Genomic DNA, 26,202 nt, shown 5'->3' with positions numbered 1-26,202 from the left:
TTATGACACACATAAATTTAGATGAACTAAGCCACCTACAAACGATTAATAAAAAATTAGTCACGGGCTATCATATTAGCGAACAAGACACGGTAATGTGGCAAGAACTTGATCAACAAATTGATGCATATCGCGCATTATTTAGCGCCCTTGGCCATGATTTACAACACGATAGCCGTGGTTTTTATTACTTTGCCAGTGACGAAAGCACCCCAAATATGGGAAAGATCTCCCGCGCGATTGCCCTAACCATTTACATTTTGATTGAACACTATGCCAACTCAGGTAAAGATCCAATGCGCGCCCTGTTTGATGAAGTGAATGACCTTGAACTAATGCAAACATTAGTACAGATGAACAAACACTTGTTTGATCAACTCGAAATTTTTTCAGGCTCTGACTTACGTAAAGACGTGTACTTACGCATGATACGCTTAGGCCTTGCCCGTGAAGTGGAAAATGGCTTTATGTTACAAGCACCTGCTTATCGCTATATCGATGCATTAATGGAAGTGAACGAAGAAACCTATATTGGTGAGGACGAATAATGAAAAACCTTTACGGACTCAGCAAACTCGCACTTTTAAACACCGCAGGTTATGCAAAATGTGTGATCCCACTTGATAAAAGCAGCTCTATTTGTGCCCCTAATAATACCGGTAAAAGCTCGGTCATTAACGCCCTGCAATTTCCGCTGATCAATGATTTACGCCTTACCGAATGGGATGGCCATGATTTAGACGAAACCCGTAAGTTTTATTTCTCGTCAGATCAATCTTATATTTTACTTGAAGCCGACCTCCCCCATGGCCCTGTTGTTATTGGTGTAGCAGGGCTTGGTAAAATAGCAGGTTACGCGCATCAGTTTTTTTGTTACCAAGGAAAGCTTAACCTTGAGCAGTACACTCAAGGTAAAACCATTATAAAATTCACTAAGCTATTTAATCACTTAAAAGAGCAAGGCTTTAATCCTATTGAGCTTAAAGCGCAAGAGTTAAACGCGTTATTAACAGGCGGTGCTACGCCATTTGATGGCGACATTAACTTAAAAATGATCCCGCTTAATAATGTGCAAGACTCGGCTATTTATAAAGAGATTTTCCGCCGAATTTTAAACTTGCATAAATTGGGTGCTGCAGATGTAAAACGCTTTATGTTGCGCGTGTTTGAACGCCATATGTCAAATTCAAAAGTCGATTTTTATGAAGTCTGGCGTCGCTCGTTCGATAAAGTAAACCGCGCAAAACGTGAGTTAAAAGCGCTAGAATCTATGCAAGAGCCAATTAGCGCGCTTGAGTCTATGCTTGAAAACCAAACCGTGCTTAAAGGTAAACTGGCCGCATACGCACCAAAAATTGATCAAGCCTTAATTGATTTTGACACGTATCAAGAAGCGCAATTAGATGAACTTAATATCGCCCTTGAGAACATAGAACACGAAAAGCACGAGTTTGAGCAAAAACAACAGCTTTATGTGCAGCAATCGCGTGATATTGAGCGCAGACAAACACAAATCGAGCAATGGTTTTTAGACTTTGGTGCGCTAAAATCTGAATTTGAATTGGTGAATATGGCGACCTTAAAAGTGAGCCTTAGCCAGTTAAAGCAAGATTACGAGTCACTTTCGCACTCAATAAATAGTGCGCAAGGGCAAAGCTTACACACCCTTGACTACCGCATTAGCGAAACACAAAAGCAAATAAAAAGCTTAAAACTGCAACTTAAAAACCTTGAGTTCAATTTATTCACGCGTATGCGCGAGGACTTATCGTTAAAAGATGTTGAAGAAATTTCACGTATTTTAAACCCAGATATTCTCTCGTTCGCCACCACCAGCAATGGCGATATTGATATAACCGATGAAGATGTGTTTGGCGCATTTTTAGAGCAATTATCAGATAACGTTAAAGGCGGTGTACTTACCCTGCCCGGCGCAACGATTAAACTGAAAAAGCTCTCATCAGTGCAAATGCAAAGCGGCGAGAACAAAGAGCAATTAACCGCCCAGCTAACAGCGCTTGAACATTCATTAAAGGAATTTAAGCAACAGCGCGATGTAGCTGCCAATGTAGCTGACAAACAAAAAGAAAAAGACGCGTTATACGATGAACTCATGTCAGCCGAAAGCGCGTTAAAACGCTTTGAACAGTTTGAGGTAATGCTGCAATCTGTCGATGCACAATCGATGCTCAAAGAACAATTACTTGCAGAGCGTGATCAAGTAGACGATTACTTACAAGATATTCAAAAAAATAGCGGCTCAATTGCTGATAGACGCTCGATTATTAAATCGAAAAAAGATCTTATTTCTCGCCAAGCAGATCGCCTACGCCAAGTGAAATCTGAACGAATTGACCATACTCTTGATTTGTATACTGGTAAAATCACCCCGTACATGATTGATATTCAAATCGACTTTGATAATCTCAGTGATTTAGTACACCACTTTAATAAAAACTGCCAAGAGCTACGTAACTTTGATATTAACGTGCGTAACACTTATTTGCATATTTATAATGCGGGTATTACTAAGTTTGATAACGAAAACGACGAGTTTAGTAAATACCAAAAACTCATCGGTGCATTTCATAATATTGATAATGAACGTGACGCTGTTGAGCGCCAAGCGCGTGTTGCACTGACCGAAGTTGCAGCCACGATTAAAGGCCTGCGGGAAGATTTAGACCGTCTGCGCCGTGAAATGAACAGCTTTAATAAAGGCATTAGTCAGCACCGTATTTCTAACTTACAAGCGTTTAAAATCAATGTAATACCACGTAAAATGCTGGTTGATAGTATTGATACAATTATCAGTACGTCAAACCAGTTTGAACAAGGTGATACATTAGATTTACTCAGCCAAGAACCTTACAGCGAAAGCGCGGTTAATGAAGCAAAAGATCATTTAATTAAGCTTGCCTCTGATAAAGCGGGTTTAACATTAACCGATTTATTTGATATTCGTTTTGAAGTGGTAAACCGCGCTGGCGAAACGGAGCACTTTGAAAAAATCGATTCAGCAGGTTCAAACGGAACGCGTATCACCATTAAATTATTATGCGGCATGCTGTTTATTCGCTACCTATTGAGCGACCAAGAACAAAACTTATACCGTATTCCTATTTACATTGATGAGGCGGCCGATATCGACCCGCAAAACCAAAAAGCAATTATAGAGACCGCATTAAGCTTTGGTTTTGTGCCAATATTTGCCTCGGTAAAACCACAAATTAGCTGCGATTACATTGTGCCTATTCGCTCAGTTAAAGATGGCGCACAAAACTGGGTCGATGAAAAAGATTGGATAGAAGTAGAGCACACTACTGATGACTAATTAATCTATAATTCAGCTAATAACAACTAAACTTACAACCAAGTAACTTGAACTCTGGATAATAAGTCTATTTTCAGTCGCTAGTTTAAATGGCAAGTTTCAACGCTAACTACGTTGAATTTACTTGCAATTGGAAAGCGTCTGACGCGTAAGTTAGTAAATATCTTAACCAGAGTTCGAGTTAGGTAAACTTTAATAACACAAACATATTGAAAAATGTCATTTGTGGGATTTTTTTTATGTTATGTTATCAAATGAATAGAGTTTAAATTTGCCAAGGAGCAAACGTGATGAAAAACCTACTAATTGCAACAGCAGTGCTATTTTTAGCAGCATGCGCAAAAACCCCTGATTGGGATTACGATAAATCGGCTGATTTTAGTAATTATAAAACCTTTGCTTGGGTTCAAGATGCAAGTTTAACTAAAAATACGACCAATTATCAGATCAGTCCATTAATGGAAAAGCGCGTACGTGATGCAGTTAATACAGAGCTGACAAATATGGGCATGCAGTTGAGCGAAATAACGCAAGCTGATGTACTTATTAACTATCATGCATCGGTAGACACAAAAATTGATGTAGACACATTTAACACCGGTTACAGCGCACGTTGGAACTACTGGGGTATGGGTTACAATACACAAACAACGACGCGTGAATATGAAGTAGGCACGTTAATTGTTGATGTTGTTGACCGTGCATCAAATCAATTAGTATGGCGCGGAGCAAAAGAAGGTCGATTAAGAAAAAATCAATCACCTGAAGCGCGCACTGACGCAATTACTAAAACAGTGGCTGATATTCTAAGTAACTTCCCACCAGATAAGCAGTAATAAAATAACTCTTCATAATAGAAAGTGCATATTATGCGCTTTCTATTATTGAAAAGAGCTAAAAACCACGTGTTTTCTTTACTTAAATACACCCAATGACATTAGCTCCCCCCCCTTAAACATACACATACAAATACGCTGTGCTGTAAAGCTTTATCGCTAGGTATTAATGTGTATGAGCATTTAACGTATAAAAATAAACCCCGCATAAAATACGAGGTTATATACTTAAAGGTTAAAGTTCACCAGGTTGAAAGTTATCTACCGCAATAGCCTGTTTGCGTAAATTATTAGCTTCGTGCAACTTTACGCCTTGCTCGGCTGTTATGAGCTGCTTTTCAATCGCATTGGTAATCGCCGTTTCAATATCATCATTGCGGCTAAGGGTGCCGTCGCGTTGCCACTTTTTCAACTGCTTGAATGCATCACTGGTATTATGCATAGCAATAAAGGCATTTTCCATTACGCCAGTCCCTGCTTTATCATCCACATAACATAAATGCGTTAAACGGTTTCTGAATACTCCAGGTTGGGTCATATGCTCACACATTGCCTGAGCAAGATCATCACTCGGACGATGATAATGATTACCAAACGGAAATACGATACGCTTTAGAGCAAAGTTAACAACTGGGTTTGAGAAGTTCTTGAAAAAGCCGTTAAACGCTTGACCTATTTCAAATAACGATAATTCAACGGCATATTTAACAAAAGGCAGATCGGCTTGTTGACGTCCTTCATCTTCAAAACGTTTTAACACGCATGAAGCTAAGTAAAGGTGGCTTAATACATCACCTAAACGTGCAGAGATCATTTCTTTACGCTTAAGCTCTCCCCCTAAAATGAGCATCGCCACATCCGTACAAAAAGCTAAACCACGACTCATTCGCCCAAGCTGCTTATAATAATCTGCGGTTGCGCCACATACTGGGGATTTAGCAAAGTAACTACGCGTTAAACCATGGATTAACGCCATACTCGCATTAGTTGCAGCAAATAAAATATGCTGCTGTAGTAAAGAATCAAATTCTTTTAACGCGAGTTCATCATCTTCCATTGCCGCAGCTTCCATTTCTTTTAATACAAATGGATGGCAACGAGTTGCTCCTTGGCCAAAGATCATTAAATTACGAGTTAAAATATTTGCCCCTTCCACCGTAATTGATACCGGTATACCCATATAGCCATGTGCTAAATAGTTATTAGGACCCACTTGTATTCCCTTACCTGAATGAATATCCATTGCATCATTCATAACTGTACGGCCCATTTCAGTCATATGGTATTTAGCAATTGCGGTCACCACTGATGGGCTCAATTTTAAATCTATTGCCCCTGCGGTCATTAAACGACACGCTTCAAGGCTATACGTTAACCCACCAATACGTGCAAGTGCTTCTTGTACACCTTCAAATTGACCAATTGATACACCAAATTGCTGGCGAACCGTTGCATAAGCAGATGTCATTCGCGCACACAAATGCCCTGTCGCGCTACTTAGTGCTGGCAATGAAATACCACGCCCTGCGCTTAGGCACTCAACCAACATTCGCCAGCCTCGACCAGCACCTTGTTGACCACCGATGATCCAATCAAGGGGAATAAAGACATCTTTACCGTACGTTGTGCCATTCATAAACGCCATGTTAAGCGGAAAGTGACGCTCCCCAGTCTCTACCCCAGGGTGATCTGTTGGGATCAGCGCACACGTGATCCCTAATTCTTTGTCTTTACCTAATAAACTATCCGGATCATACATTTTAAATGCTAAACCAAGTACTGTCGCAACAGGGGCTAGTGTTATGTAACGTTTTGACCAATTTAAACGTAGACCAATGACTTCCTGACCTTCAAACTCGCCTTTACATACAATACCTGAATCGGGGATACTGCCCGCATCAGAGCCGGCTTCTGGACCAGTAAGTGCAAAACACGGTACATCTTTACCACTTGCTAAGTTTGGTAGCCAGCGCGCTTGTTGTTCTGTGGTTCCATAATGTAATAGTAATTCGCCTGGGCCTAAACTATTTGGCACCATAACAGTCACTGCGGCCGTTAAACTCTTAGTCGCAATTTTTGCGACTATGGTTGAATTAGCGATAGCAGAGAATTGGCGTCCACCGAATTTTTCAGGAATTATCAACGCAAAAAAACCTTGGGCTTTTAGGTAATCCCATACTTCTTTAGGTAAGTCTTTATCTTTTTGCACAATTTGATAGTCATCAAGCATCGCCAGTAATGTTTCGACCTCAGAGTCTAAAAACGCACGCTCTTTTTTACTCAACTCAGGCTTTGGGTAACTATGTAAAACCTGCCAATCGGGATTGCCGCTAAAAAGTTGCCCATCCCACCATACATCGCCTGCTTCCATTGCTTCACGTTCAGTTTGCGATAACGGCGGTAACACTTTTTTAAACATTTTAAACGTTGGTCGGCTTACTAGACTTAAGCGGATATCTTTTACCGCAAAAATGACTATTACCACCACCAGTAATAATACAAACACTGACATGGGAACGATCCTTATAAATTAATAAAAATACACTCCTTCAATTATGGCTGATCCTTGTATAAATACAATGTCGCTGTAAACATGTGTTACCCATAATGTTCAATGCTAGGCTTGATAAATTTTGCCTAACTTCAAGACGCTGCTATTATCCCACGTGATAAATAACAAATATAAGGGTCAACATGACTACTCCACATTTTAAGCTCAGTTTGAGCGCTTTAATGGTCGCCAGCACATTAGCATTAAGTGGCTGCAACCAAGATACAACAAACACATCAGCTCAAGCTGTCAGCCCTGCGCCAGTGACGGCACAAGACGCACAAACCTTTTTAGATGCAACAGAGCTTGAACTCAATGCACTGTATTTAGAATCAAGCCGCGCAGAATGGATTTACGCTAACTTTATTACACACGACACCTCTGCACTTTCGGCCGAAGTAAATCGCAAGATGACAGAAGCGGTTGTTCGCCTTGCAAATGAAGCTGCGCAATTTGATTCTCTTGAACTGGGTTATGACGCACGTCGTAAGCTTGATAAATTAAAACTCGCTTTAACTTTACCAGCCCCACAAAATGCGGAAAAAACAGCGCAGCTTTCTCAGCTTGTCGCTGAACTAGGCGGTATTTACGGCAAAGGAAAATACTGTAAAGAAGACGGCAACTGCCTAAGCTTAGGTGATATGACGTCTAAAATGGCCACTAGCCGCGATTACAACGAGCTACTTGATTTGTGGCAAGGCTGGCGTCAGGTTTCAAAACCAATGCGCCCGCTTTATGAGCAACAAGTTGCCCTTACGAATGAAGGTGCAAAAGAACTTGGTTATGCAGACACTGGCGCAATGTGGCGTAGTAAATACGATATGCCAGCCGATGATTTCGCTAAAGAACTTGACCGTATTTGGGGCCAAGTAAAGCCACTATATGATTCACTTCATTGCCATGTTCGCGCTAAGCTAGGCGAAAAATACGGCGAAGATAAAGTACCGCAAGATCAAGCTATTCCTGCGCATTTATTAGGGAACATGTGGGCGCAATCATGGGGCAATATTTACGATGTAGTTGCACCTGAAAATGCTGATCCTGGTTATGACGTAACAGCATTATTAGCGCAGCATAAGTACGATGAGCTTAAAATGGTTCGCGGCGCAGAAAAATTCTTCACTTCAATGGGTTTTGACGCACTGCCAGACACTTTTTACGAACGTTCATTGTTCACTAAGCCTGCCGATCGCGACGTTCAGTGTCACGCCTCAGCGTGGAATATTGACAGTAAAGACGATTTACGTATTAAAATGTGTATTCAACGCACTGGTGAAGAGTTCTCTGTTATTCACCATGAGTTAGGCCACAACTTCTATCAACGCGCTTACAATACACAGCCACTTTACTATCAAGAAAGTGCTAATGATGGTTTCCATGAAGCAATTGGTGACACGATTGCCCTGTCAGTTACGCCTGGATACTTAAAAGAAATTGGTTTATTAGAGCAAGTGCCTGATGAATCAAAAGACATTGGCCTATTAATGAAAATGGCATTAGATAAAGTTGCTTTCATTCCATTTGGATTATTAGTAGATCAATGGCGCTGGCAAGTATTCTCTGGTGAAGTAACACCGCAAAACTACAATAAAGCATGGTGGGAATTACGTGAAAAATACCAAGGTGTTAAAGCACCCATCGCGCGTAGCGAAACTGATTTTGATCCAGGCGCTAAATACCACGTACCGGGCAATACGCCGTACACGCGTTATTTCTTAGCACATATTTTACAATTTGATTTCCACCGTAGTTTATGTGAAATAGCAGGCAATAAAGAAGCCATTCATCGCTGTTCGGTTTATAACTCAAAAGCGGCCGGTGAAAAGCTTAATACTATGCTAGAAATGGGCTCAAGCCGCCCTTGGCAAGAAGCCTTAGCAACTGTAACGGGTAAGCCTGAAATGGATGCAACAGCACTACTTGATTATTTTGCGCCACTGCAAAAGTACCTTGATAAACAAAACAAAGGTCGCCAATGCGGTTGGTAAGCAGGTTTTAATATAATTCAATTCTAAAATACAAAAGCCAGCTCAAGTGAGCTGGCTTTTTAGTACTTTACAGTTAAAAATTAAATTAGAACTGTAAGCTTACATTTGCAAAGTAAGCATCTGAGCCAGAATCATCCCAGTTATTACCGTAACCCGCTTTTAAACCAACATTTTTATTGAAGAAATGTTGAGCACCCAAGGTGTAATCATCGTTTTTATTAAATGTAACAAACGCTGATGTCGCTTTTGAGAAGTAGTAATTAGAGCCTAAAACCCAATCACTTGATGCATTGTCATTATCTGACACTGTTGCTTCAACTGTTAGGTAGTTACCTTGTTGAAGATCCATGAAATATTTAACATTCAACGCACGATAATCAAACTCATCATCTGCTGTAACAGTAAAACCGATATAATCAGTGCTGTTCAACTTGTGATTGTAAGCTACATCAAAAAAGAAACGATTGTCTGCATTTTCAACATCAACAAATCTTACTTTTAACAGTAAGTCAGGGTTGAAAAAGTAACCTGCTGATAATTGAATCATATCTGCGCTTGAACCAAGATCTAAATCTAGGTTTTGGTATTCAGCACCAAGTACAAAACTATCTAGAAAATACTCACCGCCCACAGTAGCTCGGTCGCTAAAATCATCATCTGAATACTTACCATATACATTACTTTGTTTATTGATGTATTCGAACTGGTCATAAGGACCTAGTGTCATTTTTGGTGAGAAATAGTATGTTGAATCAAGGCTAATTGTGTCATTACCATCTGTATCCATATATTGTAGATGGCTAACTGATTCATAAGTGTCTGCAGCAGCCGCGGCACTTGAAAGAAGAATACTCGAAATTATCACTGCTAGTTTTTTCATTATAAGATTTCCCTATTAAATTGTTACATTGCTATGTCTTTAGCCGACTGGCTAAGACGTGGGCATGCTAACGCTCCCAAACTGAACAAACACTTAACTAAGTGCTTGTTTTTAGTTGCTTAAATGTTAAGGGATGTTAAGGCTGGGATATCTATATAGCAAAAACGCGGACATTTTTGCTATACATGAAAAAACTAGTTTATTCCTTTAAAGCGCATATTGACTGATAATACGGTACACATCGTTGATGTTGTCACCTGATTTGAAGTCTTTACTGATCGGCGTAGGGTCTGAGCCAACCCAAATTTTTAACTCGGCATCTAAATCAAAATGACCGGCACTTTCTTTACTAAATTTGGTTATTTTTGAGTAACCAATGCTGATCATCTCTATTTTAGAACCCGTTACGCCCTGCTTATCAATTAAAATGAGTCGTTTATTAGTAAAAATAAACATATCACGTACTACTTTATACGCTTTTTCAACTTGTTCACCTTCGACAAGTGTATTTGCTAATACCTTTTCTAAATCGGCATCATCAACTTCACTTGCGTTACCCATTAATCCGCTAAATAAACCCATTATATTTTCTCCTGTGTAAATATTTGGTTTTCTAATGTATGACCATTCACTAACTGTCGATAGCGCCAGCCTTGTTGATGGCAATATTTCAGTAATTCAATATCAAACAAAGACGCTGTTTTTTGATATTCAACAACATATTCCTTTGCTTGACTCATATAAACTCTATTAACTGCTGCTAAGCTTTGAATGCTTTGCTCAATATTAGGATAGTTTTCAGCAAACAGTATTGTCATGTGATGCTGTGTTTGTTCTATATTGCTGTTTGCTTGGTGTTCAGTGATTTTACCTTTATCAAGGTGTAACACTTGCCCACATAATCGCTCTAATTCTGTGAGGTCATGTGAACTTAAAATAAACGTCGCTTCCTCACTTAAGTTTGAAACAAGCTCTCTCACTTCACGTGCGTGAATAGGATCGAGCCCAGCTGTAGCTTCATCAAGCATTACAATTTCGGGTTTGCCTATTAAAGCCTGCCCTATTGTTACGCGCTTACGCATGCCGTGCGATAAATCATCACTGCGTTGTTTTGCAACCTCAGCTAAACCAACTAATTCAAGTACTCTGAGAGCTTCTGATTGACTTTGCTTAGTCGTTAGCCCTTGCAGTTGCCCATAAAATGTTAACTGATGCGCAATACTAAAACGAGGATCTAACTGGGCATCTTGTGGCAACGCTGATAGCTTTCCAAACAATGCACTTGCGCCAGGGCGGTGCCCCACTATGGATAAACTGCCCGATGTAGGCATGATATAACCGCATAACAAACTAAATAAGGTTGTTTTACCGGCCCCATTTGGGCCAACTAATGCTACGGGTGCACCTTTTTTAACTTCAAAGCTCACTTGATCTAACGCTAATTTAGCCCCGTACTGTTTAGAGAGTCCGTTAGCCTGTATTAATGTACTCATAGTGAACTCCTTGAGAAGATACGCTGTGCTGCCACTAACAACACCACTGTTTGTAATAAAGGAATACCTATACTGCTAAATAAATCTGCATTCTGCCCTGCAACTTGCTCAAGCTGAACGCCGGGAAATATATAATTAAGAATAGCAAATATAGGTAGTTGCCAGCTCATAAGGCTAACGACAATATTACCCACTGCAAAAAATAATATGGCCATGATCACCGTTAATCGTGAAGATCGAGCAATAGTATTTAAAAACGTCATTAACGCAATAAATGGTAGTACCGTGACCACTAAATAGAAAAACAAAACTAGGCTGCGATTTAGCCCGCTTAACAATAGCGATGACTCTCTAAATGCAAGTGTTGCCACTGTTGCGACTAAAGTGATGGTAATTAATATTGCTAAAATAAGTACCTGACCTAAAAACCGGCCAAATAATATTTCGGTGCGCGTTGCCCGTAATGACAAAAAGCGTAGTGTACCGCGTTGTCTATCACCCACAATTTGGTCACTACACAAAAATAAGCAAAAAATAGGAAAGCTATACAAAGCAATTAGCCAATACATCGCCAACTCAGCTTCAGGCCACATTAATAGTTTACTTAAACCAATGACGCCAAATATATGTTGAGCAACTGCAGCAAGCTCAGGTGAACTCATAGTGCTTACCGCTTGTCCTACTGGGTAGCGTAAAATAAGCAACCAACAAATAGTAAATGCAGCAACGGCAAGTAAGCCACGTTTAGTTAAAAACAGTCGGGTTAGTTCAAACAAAGTAATATTTAAAAGTCGCTTGGGGTTTAATTGCGTCACACAAAGTCCTAATCGTGAAAGTGTTTTCCTTACATTAAGTGCAAACGTATTGAATTACTAGCAAAAAAAAGCCAACGTAGGCGTTGGCTTTGTAACAAAGAATGTAAATTATGTTTTTACTTAATTTAAATGTTGCTTATACAGCTCAAGTGCTTGATTAAGATCAGTGATTAAATCATCAACATCCTCAAGGCCGATATGCAGCCGGATCACAGGACCTAACTCCCACCCTGTTTGTGAACGTAATCCTTTCATTGTTAAGTTAGCTGTTACTAAACTTTCAAAGCCGCCCCACGAAAAGCCCATTTTAAAATGATCTAAGCCATCCAAAAATGCATCTATCGCCTGCTGGTTACCTTCTTTCATTACAAAGGAAAACAAGCCATTACTGCCATCAAAGTCACGCTTAAAAAACTCATGCCCTGGGCAGCTGTCAAATGCAGGATGGCGGATATGATCAACTAATGGATGACTCTCTAACCACTTAGCAACTTCGATTGCTGCTTTTTCATGCTGATTGAGTCTCACAGCCATAGTACGTAAGCCACGTAGTGCTAAGTATGCATCATCAGCTGATGTGCACTGACCAAGTAAGTAAGACTGTTCACGTAATGTAGGCCAGTATTTTTTATTCGCAACGGCTACGCCCATCATCACATCTGAGTGACCAACTATATATTTTGTTGCCGCTTGAATGCTGATATCGACACCATGCTCAAGTGGTCGATAATGCAAACCGTTGCCGTAAGTATTGTCGAGCATTGTCATCACGCCTTGTTCATTAGCCACAGCAACCATCGCTGGTACATCTTGAACTTCCATCGTAATAGAACCTGGAGATTCTAAAAACAAGACTTTGGTATTTTCTTTGATGAATGTTTTTATACCCGCACCAATTGTAGGCGGATAATACGTGGTTTCAACGCCGAATCCGGCTAAAATTTTATCGCAAAAATCGCGCGTTGGTTCATACGCATTATCAACCATTAAAATGTGATCGCCTGCTTTTACAAACGCCAAGAGTGCACTGCTTATCGCTGCTGCACCACATGGATAGAGCGCACAGCCTTCGCCCCCTTCAAGCTCTGTGATTGCTTCTTGTAACGCAAAATGTGTCGTCGTACCACGGCGACCATAAAATAGCGTTTTATCACCTCGGGTTTTTGCGGCTTGTTTTAGTTCAGCAACAGAATCAAATACAATCGTTGATGCCCGTTGTACTACGGGATTAACTACGCCGTGCGTGTACGCTTTTTTTCGCCCGGTACTTACTAATAGAGTGTTTTTATTACTTTTACTCGTCATCATTAATCCTTAAAATATTTCGTTAGAACACACTACACATTGCTTAAATTTTTAAATTACGCCAATAGTCAATTATATAGCGAGAGATAGAATCAGCTCTGGGCAACTTTAAGTGTTCGCCTTCGATATCCCAACTACCAAAGTTATTAAGTTCGTCACGACTAAACCACAGCGCATCATCAAGCTCGTCTTTATCTACTTGTATTTGTTCAGTAACGGCTTCGGCAATAAACCCTAACATAATTGAAGATGGAAACGGCCAAGGCTGTGATGCGATATAACGTACATTATCTACTACAATTCCCGCCTCCTCCATCACTTCACGCGCAACAGCTTGTTCAAGTGTTTCTCCGGGGTCTACAAATCCAGCCAAAGACGAATACATACCTGGCGCCCATGCTGCTTGCCTACCAAGTAAACAGCGTTCTATACCATCAGCAAATGTGCGCGTGACGACCATAATTACGGCAGGATCGGTACGTGGAAAGGTTGGATGTTTGCACTCTTCATTCGTGCATAAACGAGAGTGCCCTGCTTCAACTAGTATATTATTACTACCACAGCGCCCACAAAAGCGGTGCGTTGCATGCCAATAACAAAGTCCACGCGCCAAAGCAGCAATGGAGCCTTGCTTAATCTCAACGTTCACACCATAACGGCGAATATCAATAAATTCTGCATTAGCGGTTAATGGCGCTAAAGTCGTCACATCGACTGTACTTACATCGAGTGCAAAGAAACTGGTTTGCTGTTCGTCCAAGCCTAAAAATATCGCTTCGCTTAAATCTAAGTGGTTAATATCACTAAAACTTAAAAATGTGACAGTAAAGCTCTGAGCATCAAATAAAGTCTGGTTATTATGAACTAGGATCCAACGGCTTTGAAAGTTGAGTTGAGTTGCTAACCATTGTGAGTCTTTTCGAAAATTAGACGCGCGATCTAATGGCATTTGACTATAATTAAGCATGCTCATCCTTTTTATTTTTTAGATGGCTAAAACTACCATAAGCATATATTAATTGCATTAAACAAGTCGCTAATCGCCATAGCGAACAAAGGTATATACCCAAGCCACCTCAAGATGCAGAATTCAGCGTTTCACAGGGGCTTAATATCAAGGCGTTACTTTGCAAGAACCATCACTTTTAAGAAGTAACAACGCTGATTGTAAGTGCCTGTGAAACGCCCAACGGGTTGGTTTAAAAGCGATTTATACTGCGTTACTTTTATAAGGGATTGATTTTAACAATAGAACCACTATTACTTGCAATCAATGCCTTGCCTAAATCACTTTTAATTCCAGCGACGCTCGCATTTTGAGGTGGTTTGGGTATACATTTATCTTATTACAGACGAAAAAAAAGCCCTTTCGGGCTTTTGAACACACAATAAATTTATTTCATCATTACAAGGTTGCTAAATGCGCCTGTAACTTTTGATTTTCGGCTTCAATATGCTGATAAAACTCTAAATCAGCTAATTTACTTGCCGCAGCTTTATCAATCACAATGACAGCATCTTGATGAAGTTGTAGGGCAGATGCTGGGCATGCAGCCATCAATGGGCCTTCAATCATGGCATGTACTGCATCCGCTTTATTTTCACCGGTTGCAAGTAACACAACTTTTTTGGCTTCTAAAATAGTGCCAATACCCATGGTGATTGATAGATGAGGCTGATATTCATCTGCACCAAAAAAGCGGGCATTATCATCAATTGTTGCTTTGGTCAGTGTTTTAACACGTGTGCGTGAACGAAGACCTGAAGAGGGTTCGTTAAATCCAATATGGCCATTACGCCCAATACCTAGCAATTGTACGTCTACACCACCGGCGGCAACAATTTTCGCTTCGTATTCTTTGCAAGCCGTGATTGGGTTTTCTGCATCACCCGCTGGAACAAAGGTATTTTCTTTATTTATGTCAACATGACTAAATAGTTGCTCATTCATAAAGTAACGATAGCTTTGCGGGTGTTCACCGGTCAAACCAAGGTATTCATCTAAATTGAATGAGGTTGCATGTGAAAATGAAATCTCACCTGCTTTATTTTTAGCAATTAATTCTTGATATAAAGCAACCGGCGTAGAGCCTGTTGCTAAACCGAGCACTGATGTTGGTTTTTTTTGTAATTGTGCTGCGAAGATATTTGCGCCATATGCCGCTACAGCAGCTGCATCATTTAAAATTACTATTTGCATATTAGTTTGCTCAGTTATTAAATTAGTTGATGAAAAAATGGGATCTAAGTCCCAACCCCACGTGCAATCGAATTGGGCCTTAGATCAAACCAAACAGGGATACACTGTTTGGTTAATACCATTATGACAACGCTGTCATTATTACCACTTCGATTTAGTTTGTAAAGTAAAAGTGAATAAAAAAATTACATTTTACCGTTTGAATACAATTCGCGGCTAAACGCTGACAAAAATCTTGCGCTTATACATCCAATGTAAAAGTAATATTTGTACTAATAACAATGCTATTACAGCCATAACTGGTTGCCACGAAGGCGGTACTGCATTAATAAACCCACCAAATACGCTCTTACTAATAAAGGTCCAATTAACTAAACTAGATGCTAAATAAATAATAATTGAGTTCGCGCCGATAATAACAAATGGATATGCCAGCTTTTGGCCATTCAAAAGATCCACCAATGCATAAAAAATCGCTAATAGTATTGCGCTCCAGCCAACCGTTACAAGTACGAACGAACTAGTCCATAGCTCTTTATTTACAGGAAAATGTAAATCCCACAACCACCCTAAGCACACGCTGACTACACCTGCGGCAAACAAAACACCTGCGGTTTTCCACTCGCCTATCTGGTTTGCTCTAGCAATGAGTTGACCCGCAAATACGCCTATCAAAGCATTAACAATCGCAGGTAAACTTGATAGTACACCTTCCGGATCTACGGGGCGATTTTGATAACTGATCCCTGGAAGAAAATGCGTATCAAACCATGCGTTCCAACTTCCAGCAGCACTTAAATCACCCGCAGTACCTCCTGGTACAGGAATAAAGCACATTAGAATCCAATAACCAATCAGCAGGCTTATCGCGGTGATAATTTGAGTACGAAGACTGGTATGCCACACTAACATGGCGCAAAAAAACCACGCGATTGCAATTCGTCCAAGCACACTGCTATAACGTATTTCATCAAACGCCAAGGGTATGCCTGTCCCCCACCCGTGGTTATACATTACTCCCAATACGCACAGCAAAAACAAGCGTTTTATCGCTTTACGGTAGTAGACTTTGCGTTCAAGCCAAGGAAAGTGATCAATTCGTTTTGGCGCTAAGCCCATCGCCACACCGGATAAAAAGATGAACAGCGGAAAAATTAAATCATAAAATGTAAAACCGTGCCATGCGCTGTGTAATGTGTGCGCTTCAAATACTTTCCAACCGGTCCAGCCAGTTAAAATAAATAAGGCGGCAAAAATAGACTGCCCGCCTAAAATCCAGAACATATCCATGCCACGTAAAGCATCAAGTGATGCAAGGCGCTTTCTAACTGGTTTATCGGTATTGTGTTGTGTTGTTGTCATATTTTTTACTCATAGAAACAAAAAAGCCCCGCGATGAAGCTGCGGGGTTTTTTCCAGGGAAACGTTAAATTGCAATGCCTGCAATATAAGTGCCTTTGACATATTGATGCTCATCAAGCACCACAAAGTCTGCGTCAAAGCCATCAAGTAAACGTCCCTTTTTCTTGAGGTCTAAATATTGTGCTGGATACAATGCTGCCATGCGTAAGCTTTCGCTTAAACTAACATCTAATGTATTTACCGTGTTGCGCACAGCACTTGCCATATCTAATACACTGCCCGCTAATTCACCAGTACTTGAATTGAGTCTATCGCCGGTACGAATTACCTTTCGTCCGTCGAAAAAATCAAATTCCATGTCATCAGTGCCTACTGGCGGCATAGCATCTGTTACCAGCATGATTTTGCCACGTTGCTTTGTGCGAATCGCTAATTGCGCCGACAGTGGATGAACATGATGCCCATCAACAATAAGCCCACACCAGCTATTATCATGCCACAGCGCAGCACCAACGACACCCGGTTCACGCGAGGTAAACGGTGACATTGCATTATATAAATGTGTAAACCCATCTGCGCCTGCATTCAGTGCTGCAATTGTGGTTGCATAGTCTGCATTTGTATGACCAATCGATACTTTTACGCCACACGCCACTAAGCGTTCAACATCAGCAATGCTGACATTTTCAGGTGCTAACGTGACCATTTTTATGCCTAAATCTTGGCGAGCATAAATGGCAAATTCTTGTTCGCTGATTGGGCGAATAAATTGTTCACTGTGCGTGCCTTTTTTTGGAAAAGACAAATGCGGGCCTTCAAAGTGAATACCTAATACACTAGGTACGCCTTCACGTATCGCTTTTGCAGTTGCATCGGCTGCCGCTTGCATTACCTCAACTTTATCAGTGATCAAGGTTGGCATTAATGCGGTACTACCAAATTGACCGTGTGCTTTAGCAATGCGATCTAAACATTCAGTACTTTGATCAGCATTAAAAAATGCACCGCCACCACCGTTAACTTGCACATCAATAAATCCTGGAGCAACTAAGCCATCAAGCTCTATAACGGGATCTGTCGTCTCAGTTTCTAAATTAAATACGCCTTTTTCAACACTAAATAATGCATTATCGATAAAATTTTCAGCGGTAAATAAGCGAGCCGCACGATAGAAAGTTTTCATTACAGCGCTACCTTTTGATTTTGTTCAAGTACAGATTGCTGTGCAAAATAGATTGCCCCCATTTCTGGTGGTTGCTTTGGTACTTCAACTAGCTTAGCGATTGCAGGATCAAGCCATTTATTTAATGGTTCTGCAAGGCCGCCGATCATAGATAAACGCGGGGGGTTATTTTCAAGTAGCCGGTGGGCTAATTTACTTACGTAATCGGCACCCTCTTTTACAATTGCTAACGCAATTACATCGCCCTCGTGAGCTGCATCAAATACATAACGCGCCAGCTTTGCATAACTACTTGAAGGCTGCCCTGCCATTTGCTCAGCGATCCCCATTGCAGTGTCTGTATTAAAGTGGTTTTTTATAACGTTACTAATTGCAGTGTGAGGACCTAGCCCGTCGATATCTACGAGTGCGGCTTTAATTGCTTCAAGCCCCATCCATGCGCCACTGCCTTTATCTCCTAAAGCAAAACCATGACCGCCATAATTAACAGATTGGCCTTTAACATGTGAAAAACCACATGAGCCTGTTCCAGTAATAATCACCGCGCCATCACCACCTTCATGGGCACCTATGCATGCTGTGTGTAAATCTGTGGTCAAAAACATTTGTTTGAATGGATGTTCCCATTCACTAATTTTTTCATACAAGCTAGGTAAATTAACACCCGCAAGGCCCAAGCCGGCATACACTTGATGCACAGTTTCTAACTGCAAACCCGCATCACGCATTGCTAATTGTGTAGACACCATTATTGACTCTAATGTGCGCTCTAACCCATGTAATGGATTCGCGGGGCCACCTAGGCCGGTGCCCAATACTCCATGTTGTGCAGAGTATATAGTTGCACGGCACTTTGTTCCGCCACCATCGATACCAATAAACAATTGGTCCTTATTCGCACTCTTAGCCATCATTTAACGACCTCTAACCTTCGTTTTTATATTTGTAATAACCGCACTTTTTTTATTGTCTTAATGCGATTCACCCTCAACCCATGTTGAATTAATGTTACACAACAAATGACAGCGTTGTCATTATATTTTTTATAAAAATTCATATATCTTTTATATTTATTGCTAAAACACTGAATTAGAATGAATAATTAACGAAAATAAAATAAAAACTTGTTTGTGTTGATAACATATTAGCTAATTATTTAGTTTTACTACGTCATTTTTGAACAATAAAAGAGCTAACTGTATTACTTTTAGTACCAAATCAGCATAAAAACAATACAGTAATGTATCAGCTTACCTAAAATAATAATTTAGTAAAGTATCACCGATTATATTGGAATATTTTTTCTAGCGGTTGACCGAATACAATGGCTATTTTAAAAGCGACCTCTAAAGAAGGTGAATACCTTGCGGCTTCAATCGCTGCTATTGTTTGTCGCGTTACCCCCACAATCTCGGCTAACTGTTGCTGGGTCATTTCTCCGTGTTCAAAACGTAACGCCCTAATCGTATTAGTAATTGGTAATTTTGCCATGCTAGCCTCTATACAATAACCATGCTTCAACACCTTTGCCTATCACGTCACTTAATAGTGCAACAATCACCAATTGATGCAATGGACTTATTGGCAACCCATATTGTGGCCCAATCAACATTGAAAACACCGTGTGTACAACCCCAATTTGCAAAATATACAGCGACACACTTTTGGCCTTTAACGCTATGCTTTGCTCTCGTTCATCTTTTGCTTGATTGGCATATTTTGCATTAAATGCAGCTAATATAATGTGCATTACAATAAGCATAGCAACCGTTTGTATTGCTAACGAGATCAATAGACCACTGGCTAATGTTACGTCCATTTGTGCCTGTGGTGTCATCGACAGTACTGACTGCATATAATTAAACAATACAATTAAAGTGATAACCATCTCAAGTAATCGTGATTTTTGTGTATAACTCATAACCCACCTTTTAAAGTTAAGTAAAACAAACTTAATGTTAAATATGTTTAACATTAAAACTATAAGTCTACTTTATAGCCATGTCAAATATTTTTAACATAAGGTTAGTTATTTAATACATGTGTTCTATAAAAGGAGTGAATCATCAATACAATAAAATTGCGCAGCACTTTGCTTTAATGCTTCGGCTGTTAACCTATCTGCTCCATATACATCACAAGGCACATTATACTGCAGCTTTAAATGACCCAGTAATAAAGCAAAATCACCGTCACCAGAGAGCAAGATAACTTTATCAAGCTTTTTACCGTATTCAAGCATGTCTATTGTGATCCCTACATCCCAATCACCTTTTGCACTGCCATCTCGACGTTGGATAAATGGCTTTAACTTTACTTCAAAACCAATCGCACGAAGAATATTTTGAAACTGAGATTGTTTTTCATCACCTCGATAAATTGCATACGCAATCGCGCAATCAATTTCATATTCATCACTTATTTTTGCCCAAAAAGAATTGTAATCGAAGTTTTTCCGATAGCTCTCTCTACAGGTATAATAAATATTTTGCACATCAACAAAAATACCTACTCGCGGTTTACTTGAGTTCTTACCTGTCACAAGCTCTGATTGTGTACTCGCTGGTATCTGCGTTTGCTCTGTCATGTTATTTTCCTCATAAACATCGTTACTTATTAGGGCGTGCCAAATCTTGTCGTTACTCTATCATCCTTGCTTTTTAATCGTTAGTAACCTAAATTAGTTACATATTTCAATGTAACCATTTTAGGTTACATACCTCAATGTAACCTAAAATGGTTACTTATCTATATTGGCTATACTAACAGGTATTTTATGATTGCAGTGATAAGTGGTGATGTAATTAAATCACAGAATATTCCCCAGCATGAGTACGATGCAATGCTGTACCAGCTCGATCAAAGCCTAAGAGCTATAACTCAAAGATGGCAAGGGCAAAGTACGCTTTATCGCGGTGATGCATTTCAAATTCAGCTCCAGCAACCGCAATACGTTTGCATGGTTGCCTTACTGCTATATTTAAATATAAAAGCAGCTGGGTATGAAATCCGCCAAAGTCTAGCCATTGGCGAAATTGACAACGCACGTGCAGATATCAAAACAGCGACCGGCTCTGCATTTACAATGTCAGGGCGCAGTTTAGACGAAATAAACAACCAACGGTTAATTTTAAATATAGCCAATCAAAATATAGACCCTGGTCTTGCGCTAAATATAGCTTTTGTTGATACCTTGTTGACTAAAATGACGGTAAAACAGGCAAATGCTCTGTATGTGTATTTAACCGCAAAAAACAAGCAGCATAGCGAACTGGCAAAGCAATTAAAAACAAGCCGGGAAAATGTAACCAAATTACTCAATCTTGCGCACTACCAATTAATTGAACGATTTTTACATTATGCTGAAGATACAATTTCGACTCTCAAAGGAGTCAAATCATGAGTTTTAGTGTATTGATGGCTGCATTAGTAATTGGCCACATATTAGCTGACTTTTACTGGCAACCGATGAGTTGGGTAAATAATCGTAACACGCGTCATTTTCGTGCTAAAAAATTGTATTTACATGTACTCGTTCATGGCGTATCGACCGCTTTAATTGTTACATGGTGGGAGCTTATTTATGGCTGGCAAGACGTATTACGTATTTGTGGCGCAACAGCTATCGTTATGGTGACCCATTATCTCATTGACCTCGCTAAATCGTATTCAAGCAAAGGAGTCGTGCCTTTTATATTTGACCAGCTTGCTCATTTAGCCGTAATTTTACTATTGGCTATTTGGCTAAGTGATAACAGTGATTTTTTTATAGCCGTATGGCAATGGTTAATTGCACCTTCCACATTATGGGTCTTGTGCGGTTATTTATTAATACTCAGTCCCAGTGCTGTATTTATCCGTATGATGTTGGAGCGAATAACCGCTGGTTTTAGTGCTACAGGCAGTTTGCCCGCTGCTGGGCAAAGTATTGGCATGTTAGAGCGCGTACTAATGCTTACCTTTATTTTATTAGATCAATTTGCGGGGGTTGGCTTTTTACTGGCTGCAAAATCGGTGTTTAGATTTGGTGACTTAAGCGCCAGTAAAGATAAAAAGCTAACTGAATATGTCATGCTCGGTACTTTATTAAGTGTCACCGTTACTCTATTTATTGGCCTAGCAATTAATTATCTCAGGGCATAAAAAAGCGCCATATGAAATGGCGCTAATTAAAACGACTCAGTATAACTTACGAGTTACCTTGTGATCCGCTATTATCTGGGCGACGACGGCGCTGACCACTGCCACTTACTGACTGGCGCTTAGCCCAAGGGTTTTGCGCTTGCTCACCACCAGCTTTATTCGCATCCGGTTTTTTACCTGAGCCACCACGGCGTGGGCCTGTGCCATTTCCACCGTTATTCGGTTTTTTACTGTTTGGTTTACTGTTATCAGACTTAGGCTTATTAAATGGCTGTTTAGCTTTTTTAGGCTTTTTAGGTGCGATTGGTCTCGCATCAAGATCTCGTTCAGGCACACCTTGCGTTGGCTCAAAACCCGGCTCTTTGGCGCGTGGAATTAGCTCACCAATAAAGCGCTCAATACCATATAAGTCAGCAGCATCATCACTTGTTACAAATGAAATTGCATGACCCGTTGCACCTGCACGGCCAGTACGACCAATACGGTGAACGTAATCTTCATAAATGTTAGGTAAGTCATAGTTAACAACATGTGGTAATTCAACTATATCTAGGCCACGAGCAACAATATCAGTCGCTACAAGTACACGTACTTCACCGTTTTTAAATCCATCAAGTGCTTTTACTCGTGCGCCTTGAGATTTATTACCATGAATAGCTGCGCCTACAATATCGTCGCGCTCTAGTTGTTTAACTAAACGGTTAGCACCGTGTTTAGTTCGACTAAATACTAATACCTGTTGCCACTCATTCGTGCGGATCAAATGACTTAACAGCGCAGTTTTACGTGCTTTATCTACAGCATACACTGATTGAGTAACACTCTTAGCGGTGGTGTTTTTGGCTGCAACAGAAATTTCAACAGGATCATTAATTAACCCTTTTGCAAGCGCACGAATATCATCCGAAAAAGTCGCTGAGAACATTAAGTTTTGACGTTTAGCCGGTAACTTACTGATGATACGTTTAATATCATGAATGAAACCCATATCAAGCATACGGTCAGCTTCATCAAGCACAAGCACTTCAAGGGTATCGAACTTCAGTGCATTTTGATTATGTAAATCCATTAACCGACCAGGCGTTGCAACTAAAATGTCAACACCTCTGCGTAAACGTTGCATTTGTGGGTTTATTTTAACACCACCATACACAACAAATGAGCTAATATCAGAGTGCTTTGCATACTCTTCAACATTTTCGCTTACTTGCAATGCAAGTTCTCGCGTTGGCGTTAAAATAAGCGCACGTACTTGATTGTTTTTAGCTCTTTGACCTTTAGCCAATGACTCTATAAGCGGCAATGTAAAGCCCGCTGTTTTACCTGTACCCGTTTGTGCTGCAGCCATCACATCACGACCTTCAATGATCGCTGGAATGGCTTGAGCCTGAATTGGTGTTGGCGTTTCATAGCCCTTTTCTAAAACTGCATTAACTAAAGACTGTGATAAACCTAACCCATCAAAACTCATATAAACTCTCTTTTAAATAAGGCCAAAGCGGCCAGTTGCGCGCATTATACCGATCGTGACCAATAATGCATTGAATATTCACGTTTACAGCAAGACAGCTAATACAACAATAGTGTCATGCAGAGCAAAGCCTAAGAGTAATACCAATCTGGATAGATGTGGGGTCTATTTAATTCGTTAAATTGTTCAAATATTTATGCTGGTTGGTATAAGGCCTTATAAAACACAAAAGCGGCACAATGGCCGCTTTAGGAAAACGCTTATTACGTGAGCATTATTTAACCCCTAACTCACGCAAGCGCTCTTGTAAGTAGCTATCAGCCGTGTATCGCTCAGACAAAACAACGTCCGGGCGTGGGTGTAAAAACAAAGGAAGAGAAATACGCGACTTTGTAGACGCTTTGCCCGCAGGATTAATTACACGATGAATAGTCGATGGAAAATAACCACCCGATGCCTCTTGAAGCATATCGCCAATATTAATAATTAAACTGCCAAAATCACACGGCACGTCTAACCAACCACCATCTGTTTTTTGCACTTGCAAGCCGGGCTCATTTGACGCTGGTAATACTGTTAATAAGTTTATATCGCCATGTGCAGCAGCACGAATCGCACCGGGCTCTTCATCGCCAGTCATTGGCGGATAATGAAGAATACGCAGTAATGTTTGTTCAGAATTCGCAATCATATCTTTTAAATCAATCGAGAATTTAGCGCGCACATCAGCAGGTGCTTCAGCTTGTACCCAGCTTAATAGCTCTGCTGCAAATTCGTTTGCTAAACGGTAGTACTCACGCACATCAGCTTCAAGTTCAGCAGGAACACGACCATTTGGATAAACATGAAAGTACTCTTTAATATCTTTTACCGTAAACCCTTTTGCCACTTCTGACACTGACGGTGGGAAATAACCATCTTGCGTTTCTTTTGAAAATAAGAAGTCATTTTTTTGTTCTGAATTAAAAAAAGCCTGCCAATTTTTATAAATTGACTCAACCAATGACTGTGGTATTGGGTGATTTTTTAATACACCAAAGCCCGTATTTCTAAGAGACTCAACAAATTGAGCGGCCGCATCGCTCGCTTTATAATCAACGGTAGGTAATTGCATGTTCGTATCCAATGAATTAAGTTGTCAAAAGCCTTTGCTAATCATAGCAGTTGCTCCATTGTAGCGCTTCGCGAGAATAATAAACTAGCCTTAAAAACATAAGGACTTATGTCCGCCTTCATTTGGTAAGCGCTTATTACTTGATGTAAATCAAAATGTTGCTATTGTAGGTAAAGCACGAAACTAATTGAAATCATAAGCACAATTTTATGGTCTACTCTTTCATATCCTATTTCGCCAATATCTTTCAATCCTAAAAGGTCACCTATGCGCCAAAAAATTTCTTTTAAAAGTGGCGACTTAACACTCGCCGGACAACTTGAAACGCCCACCCGTGAGATAAAATTTTACGCCCTATTCGCACATTGCTTTACCTGTGGTAAAGATATCGCTGCCGCCAGTAGAATTAGCCGAGCACTCACTCAGCAAGGCATTGCGGTATTACGCTTTGATTTTACAGGCCTTGGTAACAGTGACGGTGATTTTGCTAACAGTAATTTTTCATCAAATATTCAAGATTTAGTGGCCGCAGCAGATCACTTACGTGATCATTTTAAGGCTCCCCAGTTATTAATTGGTCATAGTTTAGGTGGTGCCGCTGTACTTGCGGCAGCAGAACATATGAATGAAGTTCAAGCAATCACAACAATTGGCGCGCCATCAGATGCACAGCATGTTGCCCATAATTTTGCTGCTCATTTAGACGAGATCAACAGCGCTGGTGAAGCAAAAGTCAGCTTAGCTGGTCGAGAATTTACCATTAAAAAACAGTTTATAGACGATATTGCTAAATACGATAGCAGTCATATTAGTAAGCTTAAACGCGCGTTATTGGTGATGCACTCCCCCATTGATGCCACGGTTAAAATCTCAGAAGCTGAAAAAATATACGCTGCGGCAAAACACCCTAAGAGTTTTATAAGCTTAGATGATGCAGACCATTTACTCACCAATAAAGAAGACGCAGACTACGTGGCACACATAATTGCCTCATGGGCAACACGCTATGTAAAATATGATAAAAGTTAATACACAGCCAAACTTAATAATGGCAATGTACTCGTTGAAGAAAAAGACCATGTATTTACTCAGCACGTCAGTACTAAAGATCACACATGGCTCGCTGATGAGCCTCTTAAAGTTGGCGGCAGTAATTTAGGGCCAGATCCTTATCACCACTTATTAGCTGGCCTTGGTGCATGCACATCGATGACGCTGCGTATGTATGCAAACCGAAAAAACCTACCGCTAGAACACGTCAAAGTTGAACTTGAGCACACTCGTGACTATCACGCTGATTGTCACGATTGCGAACAAACCGGTAATCTTGAAGCAATCACACGAAAAATCACCCTAGTGGGCGATTTAACAGACGAACAACGTCAGCGCCTGTTGGAAATAGCCGATAAATGCCCGGTACATAAAACCTTGCATAATAATCCACTGATCGTAAGTGAGCTAGTATATTAATAACAAAGTTACTTTTCAGGCACTTGATTTACAGGTATAAAAATTTGTTTTTATCAT

Annotated in this window: 22 protein-coding genes and 1 pseudogene; 7 read left to right on the top strand and 16 right to left on the bottom strand. The window is 40.3% G+C overall.

Annotation, left to right across the window (positions count from 1 at the left end):
- Positions 1 to 2 precede the first annotated feature (2 nt).
- From A7967_RS17525 to A7967_RS17515, 3 genes are all read left to right on the top strand, one after another.
- Positions 3 to 548: a condensin complex protein MksE gene (locus A7967_RS17525; RefSeq protein ID WP_054205665.1), complete on the top strand. Its 546-nt coding sequence runs from the start codon at positions 3 to 5 to the stop codon at positions 546 to 548.
- Positions 548 to 3,334, top strand: coding sequence for an Mks condensin complex protein MksF (locus A7967_RS17520; RefSeq protein ID WP_054205664.1), 2,787 nt, complete (start codon positions 548 to 550; stop codon positions 3,332 to 3,334). Before A7967_RS17525 ends, A7967_RS17520 begins: the two co-directional genes overlap by 1 nt.
- Positions 3,335 to 3,624: 290 nt before the next feature.
- Positions 3,625 to 4,170 (top strand): DUF4136 domain-containing protein, encoded by a 546-nt coding sequence (locus tag A7967_RS17515; protein ID WP_054205663.1) that lies wholly within the window; start codon positions 3,625 to 3,627, stop codon positions 4,168 to 4,170.
- 235 nt (positions 4,171 to 4,405) lie between these two features.
- On the opposite strand, the gene A7967_RS17510 is transcribed toward A7967_RS17515, so the two are convergent.
- Positions 4,406 to 6,682 (bottom strand): acyl-CoA dehydrogenase, encoded by a 2,277-nt coding sequence (locus A7967_RS17510; RefSeq protein ID WP_054205662.1) that lies wholly within the window; start codon positions 6,680 to 6,682, stop codon positions 4,406 to 4,408.
- 182 nt (positions 6,683 to 6,864) lie between these two features.
- Between A7967_RS17510 and A7967_RS17505 the strand changes: the two genes are divergently transcribed.
- A complete protein-coding gene (locus A7967_RS17505) occupies positions 6,865 to 8,709 on the top strand; it encodes a M2 family metallopeptidase (RefSeq protein WP_054205661.1) in 1,845 nt (614 codons plus the stop codon).
- A gap of 85 nt (positions 8,710 to 8,794) precedes the next feature.
- On the opposite strand, the gene A7967_RS17500 is transcribed toward A7967_RS17505, so the two are convergent.
- From A7967_RS17500 to A7967_RS17440, 13 genes are all read right to left on the bottom strand, one after another.
- Positions 8,795 to 9,589, bottom strand: coding sequence for a putative porin (locus A7967_RS17500; protein ID WP_054205660.1), 795 nt, complete (start codon positions 9,587 to 9,589; stop codon positions 8,795 to 8,797).
- A 207-nt stretch (positions 9,590 to 9,796) separates the two neighbouring features.
- Positions 9,797 to 10,171, bottom strand: coding sequence for a PH domain-containing protein (locus tag A7967_RS17495; protein ID WP_054205659.1), 375 nt, complete (start codon positions 10,169 to 10,171; stop codon positions 9,797 to 9,799).
- A complete protein-coding gene (locus tag A7967_RS17490) occupies positions 10,171 to 11,082 on the bottom strand; it encodes an ABC transporter ATP-binding protein (RefSeq protein WP_054205658.1) in 912 nt (303 codons plus the stop codon). The genes A7967_RS17495 and A7967_RS17490 overlap by 1 nt, the downstream gene beginning before the upstream one ends.
- Positions 11,079 to 11,897, bottom strand: coding sequence for a DUF2705 family protein (locus A7967_RS17485; RefSeq protein WP_054205657.1), 819 nt, complete (start codon positions 11,895 to 11,897; stop codon positions 11,079 to 11,081). Before A7967_RS17485 ends, A7967_RS17490 begins: the two co-directional genes overlap by 4 nt.
- Positions 11,898 to 12,017: 120 nt before the next feature.
- Positions 12,018 to 13,202 (bottom strand): cystathionine beta-lyase, encoded by a 1,185-nt coding sequence (locus A7967_RS17480; protein ID WP_054205656.1) that lies wholly within the window; start codon positions 13,200 to 13,202, stop codon positions 12,018 to 12,020.
- 43 nt (positions 13,203 to 13,245) lie between these two features.
- Positions 13,246 to 14,169 carry an NAD(+) diphosphatase gene (nudC, locus tag A7967_RS17475; protein ID WP_064435918.1) on the bottom strand — a complete coding sequence of 308 codons (924 nt, stop codon included), beginning with the start codon at positions 14,167 to 14,169 and terminating at the stop codon, positions 13,246 to 13,248.
- A 438-nt stretch (positions 14,170 to 14,607) separates the two neighbouring features.
- Positions 14,608 to 15,402: a glucosamine-6-phosphate deaminase gene (nagB, locus tag A7967_RS17470; RefSeq protein WP_054205654.1), complete on the bottom strand. Its 795-nt coding sequence runs from the start codon at positions 15,400 to 15,402 to the stop codon at positions 14,608 to 14,610.
- Between the two features lie 216 nt (positions 15,403 to 15,618).
- Positions 15,619 to 16,764 carry a transmembrane glucosamine N-acetyltransferase NagX gene (nagX, locus tag A7967_RS17465; protein ID WP_054205653.1) on the bottom strand — a complete coding sequence of 382 codons (1,146 nt, stop codon included), beginning with the start codon at positions 16,762 to 16,764 and terminating at the stop codon, positions 15,619 to 15,621.
- Between the two features lie 64 nt (positions 16,765 to 16,828).
- Complete coding sequence (nagA, locus tag A7967_RS17460; RefSeq protein ID WP_064435917.1) at positions 16,829 to 17,947, bottom strand: N-acetylglucosamine-6-phosphate deacetylase; 1,119 nt, start codon at positions 17,945 to 17,947, stop codon at positions 16,829 to 16,831.
- Positions 17,947 to 18,861, bottom strand: a complete 915-nt coding sequence (gene nagK / locus A7967_RS17455) for an N-acetylglucosamine kinase (RefSeq protein WP_054205651.1) — start codon at positions 18,859 to 18,861, stop codon at positions 17,947 to 17,949. The genes nagA and nagK overlap by 1 nt, the downstream gene beginning before the upstream one ends.
- Before the next feature lie 364 nt (positions 18,862 to 19,225).
- Complete coding sequence (locus tag A7967_RS17450) at positions 19,226 to 19,438, bottom strand: helix-turn-helix transcriptional regulator (RefSeq protein ID WP_054205650.1); 213 nt, start codon at positions 19,436 to 19,438, stop codon at positions 19,226 to 19,228.
- Between the two features lies 1 nt (position 19,439).
- On the bottom strand, positions 19,440 to 19,868 hold the full coding sequence (locus tag A7967_RS17445) for a hypothetical protein (RefSeq protein WP_054205649.1): 429 nt from the start codon (positions 19,866 to 19,868) through the stop codon (positions 19,440 to 19,442).
- Between the two features lie 126 nt (positions 19,869 to 19,994).
- Complete coding sequence (locus A7967_RS17440; RefSeq protein WP_197279080.1) at positions 19,995 to 20,534, bottom strand: LabA-like NYN domain-containing protein; 540 nt, start codon at positions 20,532 to 20,534, stop codon at positions 19,995 to 19,997.
- Between the two features lie 189 nt (positions 20,535 to 20,723).
- On the opposite strand from A7967_RS17440, the gene A7967_RS17435 reads away from it, so the two are divergent.
- Together A7967_RS17435 and A7967_RS17430 are read left to right on the top strand one after the other, a co-directional pair.
- Complete coding sequence (locus A7967_RS17435) at positions 20,724 to 21,350, top strand: hypothetical protein (RefSeq protein ID WP_054205648.1); 627 nt, start codon at positions 20,724 to 20,726, stop codon at positions 21,348 to 21,350.
- Positions 21,347 to 22,090, top strand: coding sequence for a DUF3307 domain-containing protein (locus tag A7967_RS17430; RefSeq protein WP_054205647.1), 744 nt, complete (start codon positions 21,347 to 21,349; stop codon positions 22,088 to 22,090). Before A7967_RS17435 ends, A7967_RS17430 begins: the two co-directional genes overlap by 4 nt.
- A gap of 46 nt (positions 22,091 to 22,136) precedes the next feature.
- Here A7967_RS17430 and A7967_RS17425 read toward each other — a convergent pair whose 3' ends face one another.
- Together A7967_RS17425 and A7967_RS17420 are read right to left on the bottom strand one after the other, a co-directional pair.
- Positions 22,137 to 23,561, bottom strand: a complete 1,425-nt coding sequence (locus tag A7967_RS17425) for a DEAD/DEAH box helicase (RefSeq protein WP_054205646.1) — start codon at positions 23,559 to 23,561, stop codon at positions 22,137 to 22,139.
- 274 nt (positions 23,562 to 23,835) lie between these two features.
- The gene (locus tag A7967_RS17420) at positions 23,836 to 24,675 is read right to left on the bottom strand and encodes an isopenicillin N synthase family dioxygenase (protein WP_054205645.1); all 840 of its coding nucleotides are present in this window, start codon (positions 24,673 to 24,675) and stop codon (positions 23,836 to 23,838) included.
- 267 nt (positions 24,676 to 24,942) lie between these two features.
- On the opposite strand from A7967_RS17420, the pseudogene A7967_RS22535 reads away from it, so the two are divergent.
- Positions 24,943 to 26,145 (top strand): annotated as a pseudogene (locus tag A7967_RS22535) (bifunctional alpha/beta hydrolase/OsmC family protein).
- The last annotated feature ends 57 nt before the right edge of the window (positions 26,146 to 26,202 follow it).

This window comes from Pseudoalteromonas neustonica (assembly GCF_001653135.1).
GTDB classification, from domain to species: domain Bacteria; phylum Pseudomonadota; class Gammaproteobacteria; order Enterobacterales; family Alteromonadaceae; genus Pseudoalteromonas; species Pseudoalteromonas neustonica.
This window is presented reverse-complemented; position numbering and strand designations above follow the sequence as displayed.

What these genes read in the sequence shown, in the direction of transcription:
- A7967_RS17525 (WP_054205665.1), top strand. Translation starts at nt 3, where the DNA reads ATGACACACATAAATTTAGATGAACTAAGCCACCTACAAACGATTAAT.
- A7967_RS17520 (WP_054205664.1), top strand. Translation starts at nt 548, where the DNA reads ATGAAAAACCTTTACGGACTCAGCAAACTCGCACTTTTAAACACCGCA.
- A7967_RS17515 (WP_054205663.1), top strand. Translation starts at nt 3,625, where the DNA reads ATGAAAAACCTACTAATTGCAACAGCAGTGCTATTTTTAGCAGCATGC.
- A7967_RS17510 (WP_054205662.1), bottom strand. Translation starts at nt 6,682, where the DNA reads ATGTCAGTGTTTGTATTATTACTGGTGGTGGTAATAGTCATTTTTGCG.
- A7967_RS17505 (WP_054205661.1), top strand. Translation starts at nt 6,865, where the DNA reads ATGACTACTCCACATTTTAAGCTCAGTTTGAGCGCTTTAATGGTCGCC.
- A7967_RS17500 (WP_054205660.1), bottom strand. Translation starts at nt 9,589, where the DNA reads ATGAAAAAACTAGCAGTGATAATTTCGAGTATTCTTCTTTCAAGTGCC.
- A7967_RS17495 (WP_054205659.1), bottom strand. Translation starts at nt 10,171, where the DNA reads ATGGGTTTATTTAGCGGATTAATGGGTAACGCAAGTGAAGTTGATGAT.
- A7967_RS17490 (WP_054205658.1), bottom strand. Translation starts at nt 11,082, where the DNA reads ATGAGTACATTAATACAGGCTAACGGACTCTCTAAACAGTACGGGGCT.
- A7967_RS17480 (WP_054205656.1), bottom strand. Translation starts at nt 13,202, where the DNA reads ATGACGAGTAAAAGTAATAAAAACACTCTATTAGTAAGTACCGGGCGA.
- nudC (WP_064435918.1), bottom strand. Translation starts at nt 14,169, where the DNA reads ATGCTTAATTATAGTCAAATGCCATTAGATCGCGCGTCTAATTTTCGA.
- nagB (WP_054205654.1), bottom strand. Translation starts at nt 15,402, where the DNA reads ATGCAAATAGTAATTTTAAATGATGCAGCTGCTGTAGCGGCATATGGC.
- nagX (WP_054205653.1), bottom strand. Translation starts at nt 16,764, where the DNA reads ATGACAACAACACAACACAATACCGATAAACCAGTTAGAAAGCGCCTT.
- nagA (WP_064435917.1), bottom strand. Translation starts at nt 17,947, where the DNA reads ATGAAAACTTTCTATCGTGCGGCTCGCTTATTTACCGCTGAAAATTTT.
- nagK (WP_054205651.1), bottom strand. Translation starts at nt 18,861, where the DNA reads ATGATGGCTAAGAGTGCGAATAAGGACCAATTGTTTATTGGTATCGAT.
- A7967_RS17450 (WP_054205650.1), bottom strand. Translation starts at nt 19,438, where the DNA reads ATGGCAAAATTACCAATTACTAATACGATTAGGGCGTTACGTTTTGAA.
- A7967_RS17445 (WP_054205649.1), bottom strand. Translation starts at nt 19,868, where the DNA reads ATGAGTTATACACAAAAATCACGATTACTTGAGATGGTTATCACTTTA.
- A7967_RS17440 (WP_197279080.1), bottom strand. Translation starts at nt 20,534, where the DNA reads ATGACAGAGCAAACGCAGATACCAGCGAGTACACAATCAGAGCTTGTG.
- A7967_RS17435 (WP_054205648.1), top strand. Translation starts at nt 20,724, where the DNA reads ATGATTGCAGTGATAAGTGGTGATGTAATTAAATCACAGAATATTCCC.
- A7967_RS17430 (WP_054205647.1), top strand. Translation starts at nt 21,347, where the DNA reads ATGAGTTTTAGTGTATTGATGGCTGCATTAGTAATTGGCCACATATTA.
- A7967_RS17425 (WP_054205646.1), bottom strand. Translation starts at nt 23,561, where the DNA reads ATGAGTTTTGATGGGTTAGGTTTATCACAGTCTTTAGTTAATGCAGTT.
- A7967_RS17420 (WP_054205645.1), bottom strand. Translation starts at nt 24,675, where the DNA reads ATGCAATTACCTACCGTTGATTATAAAGCGAGCGATGCGGCCGCTCAA.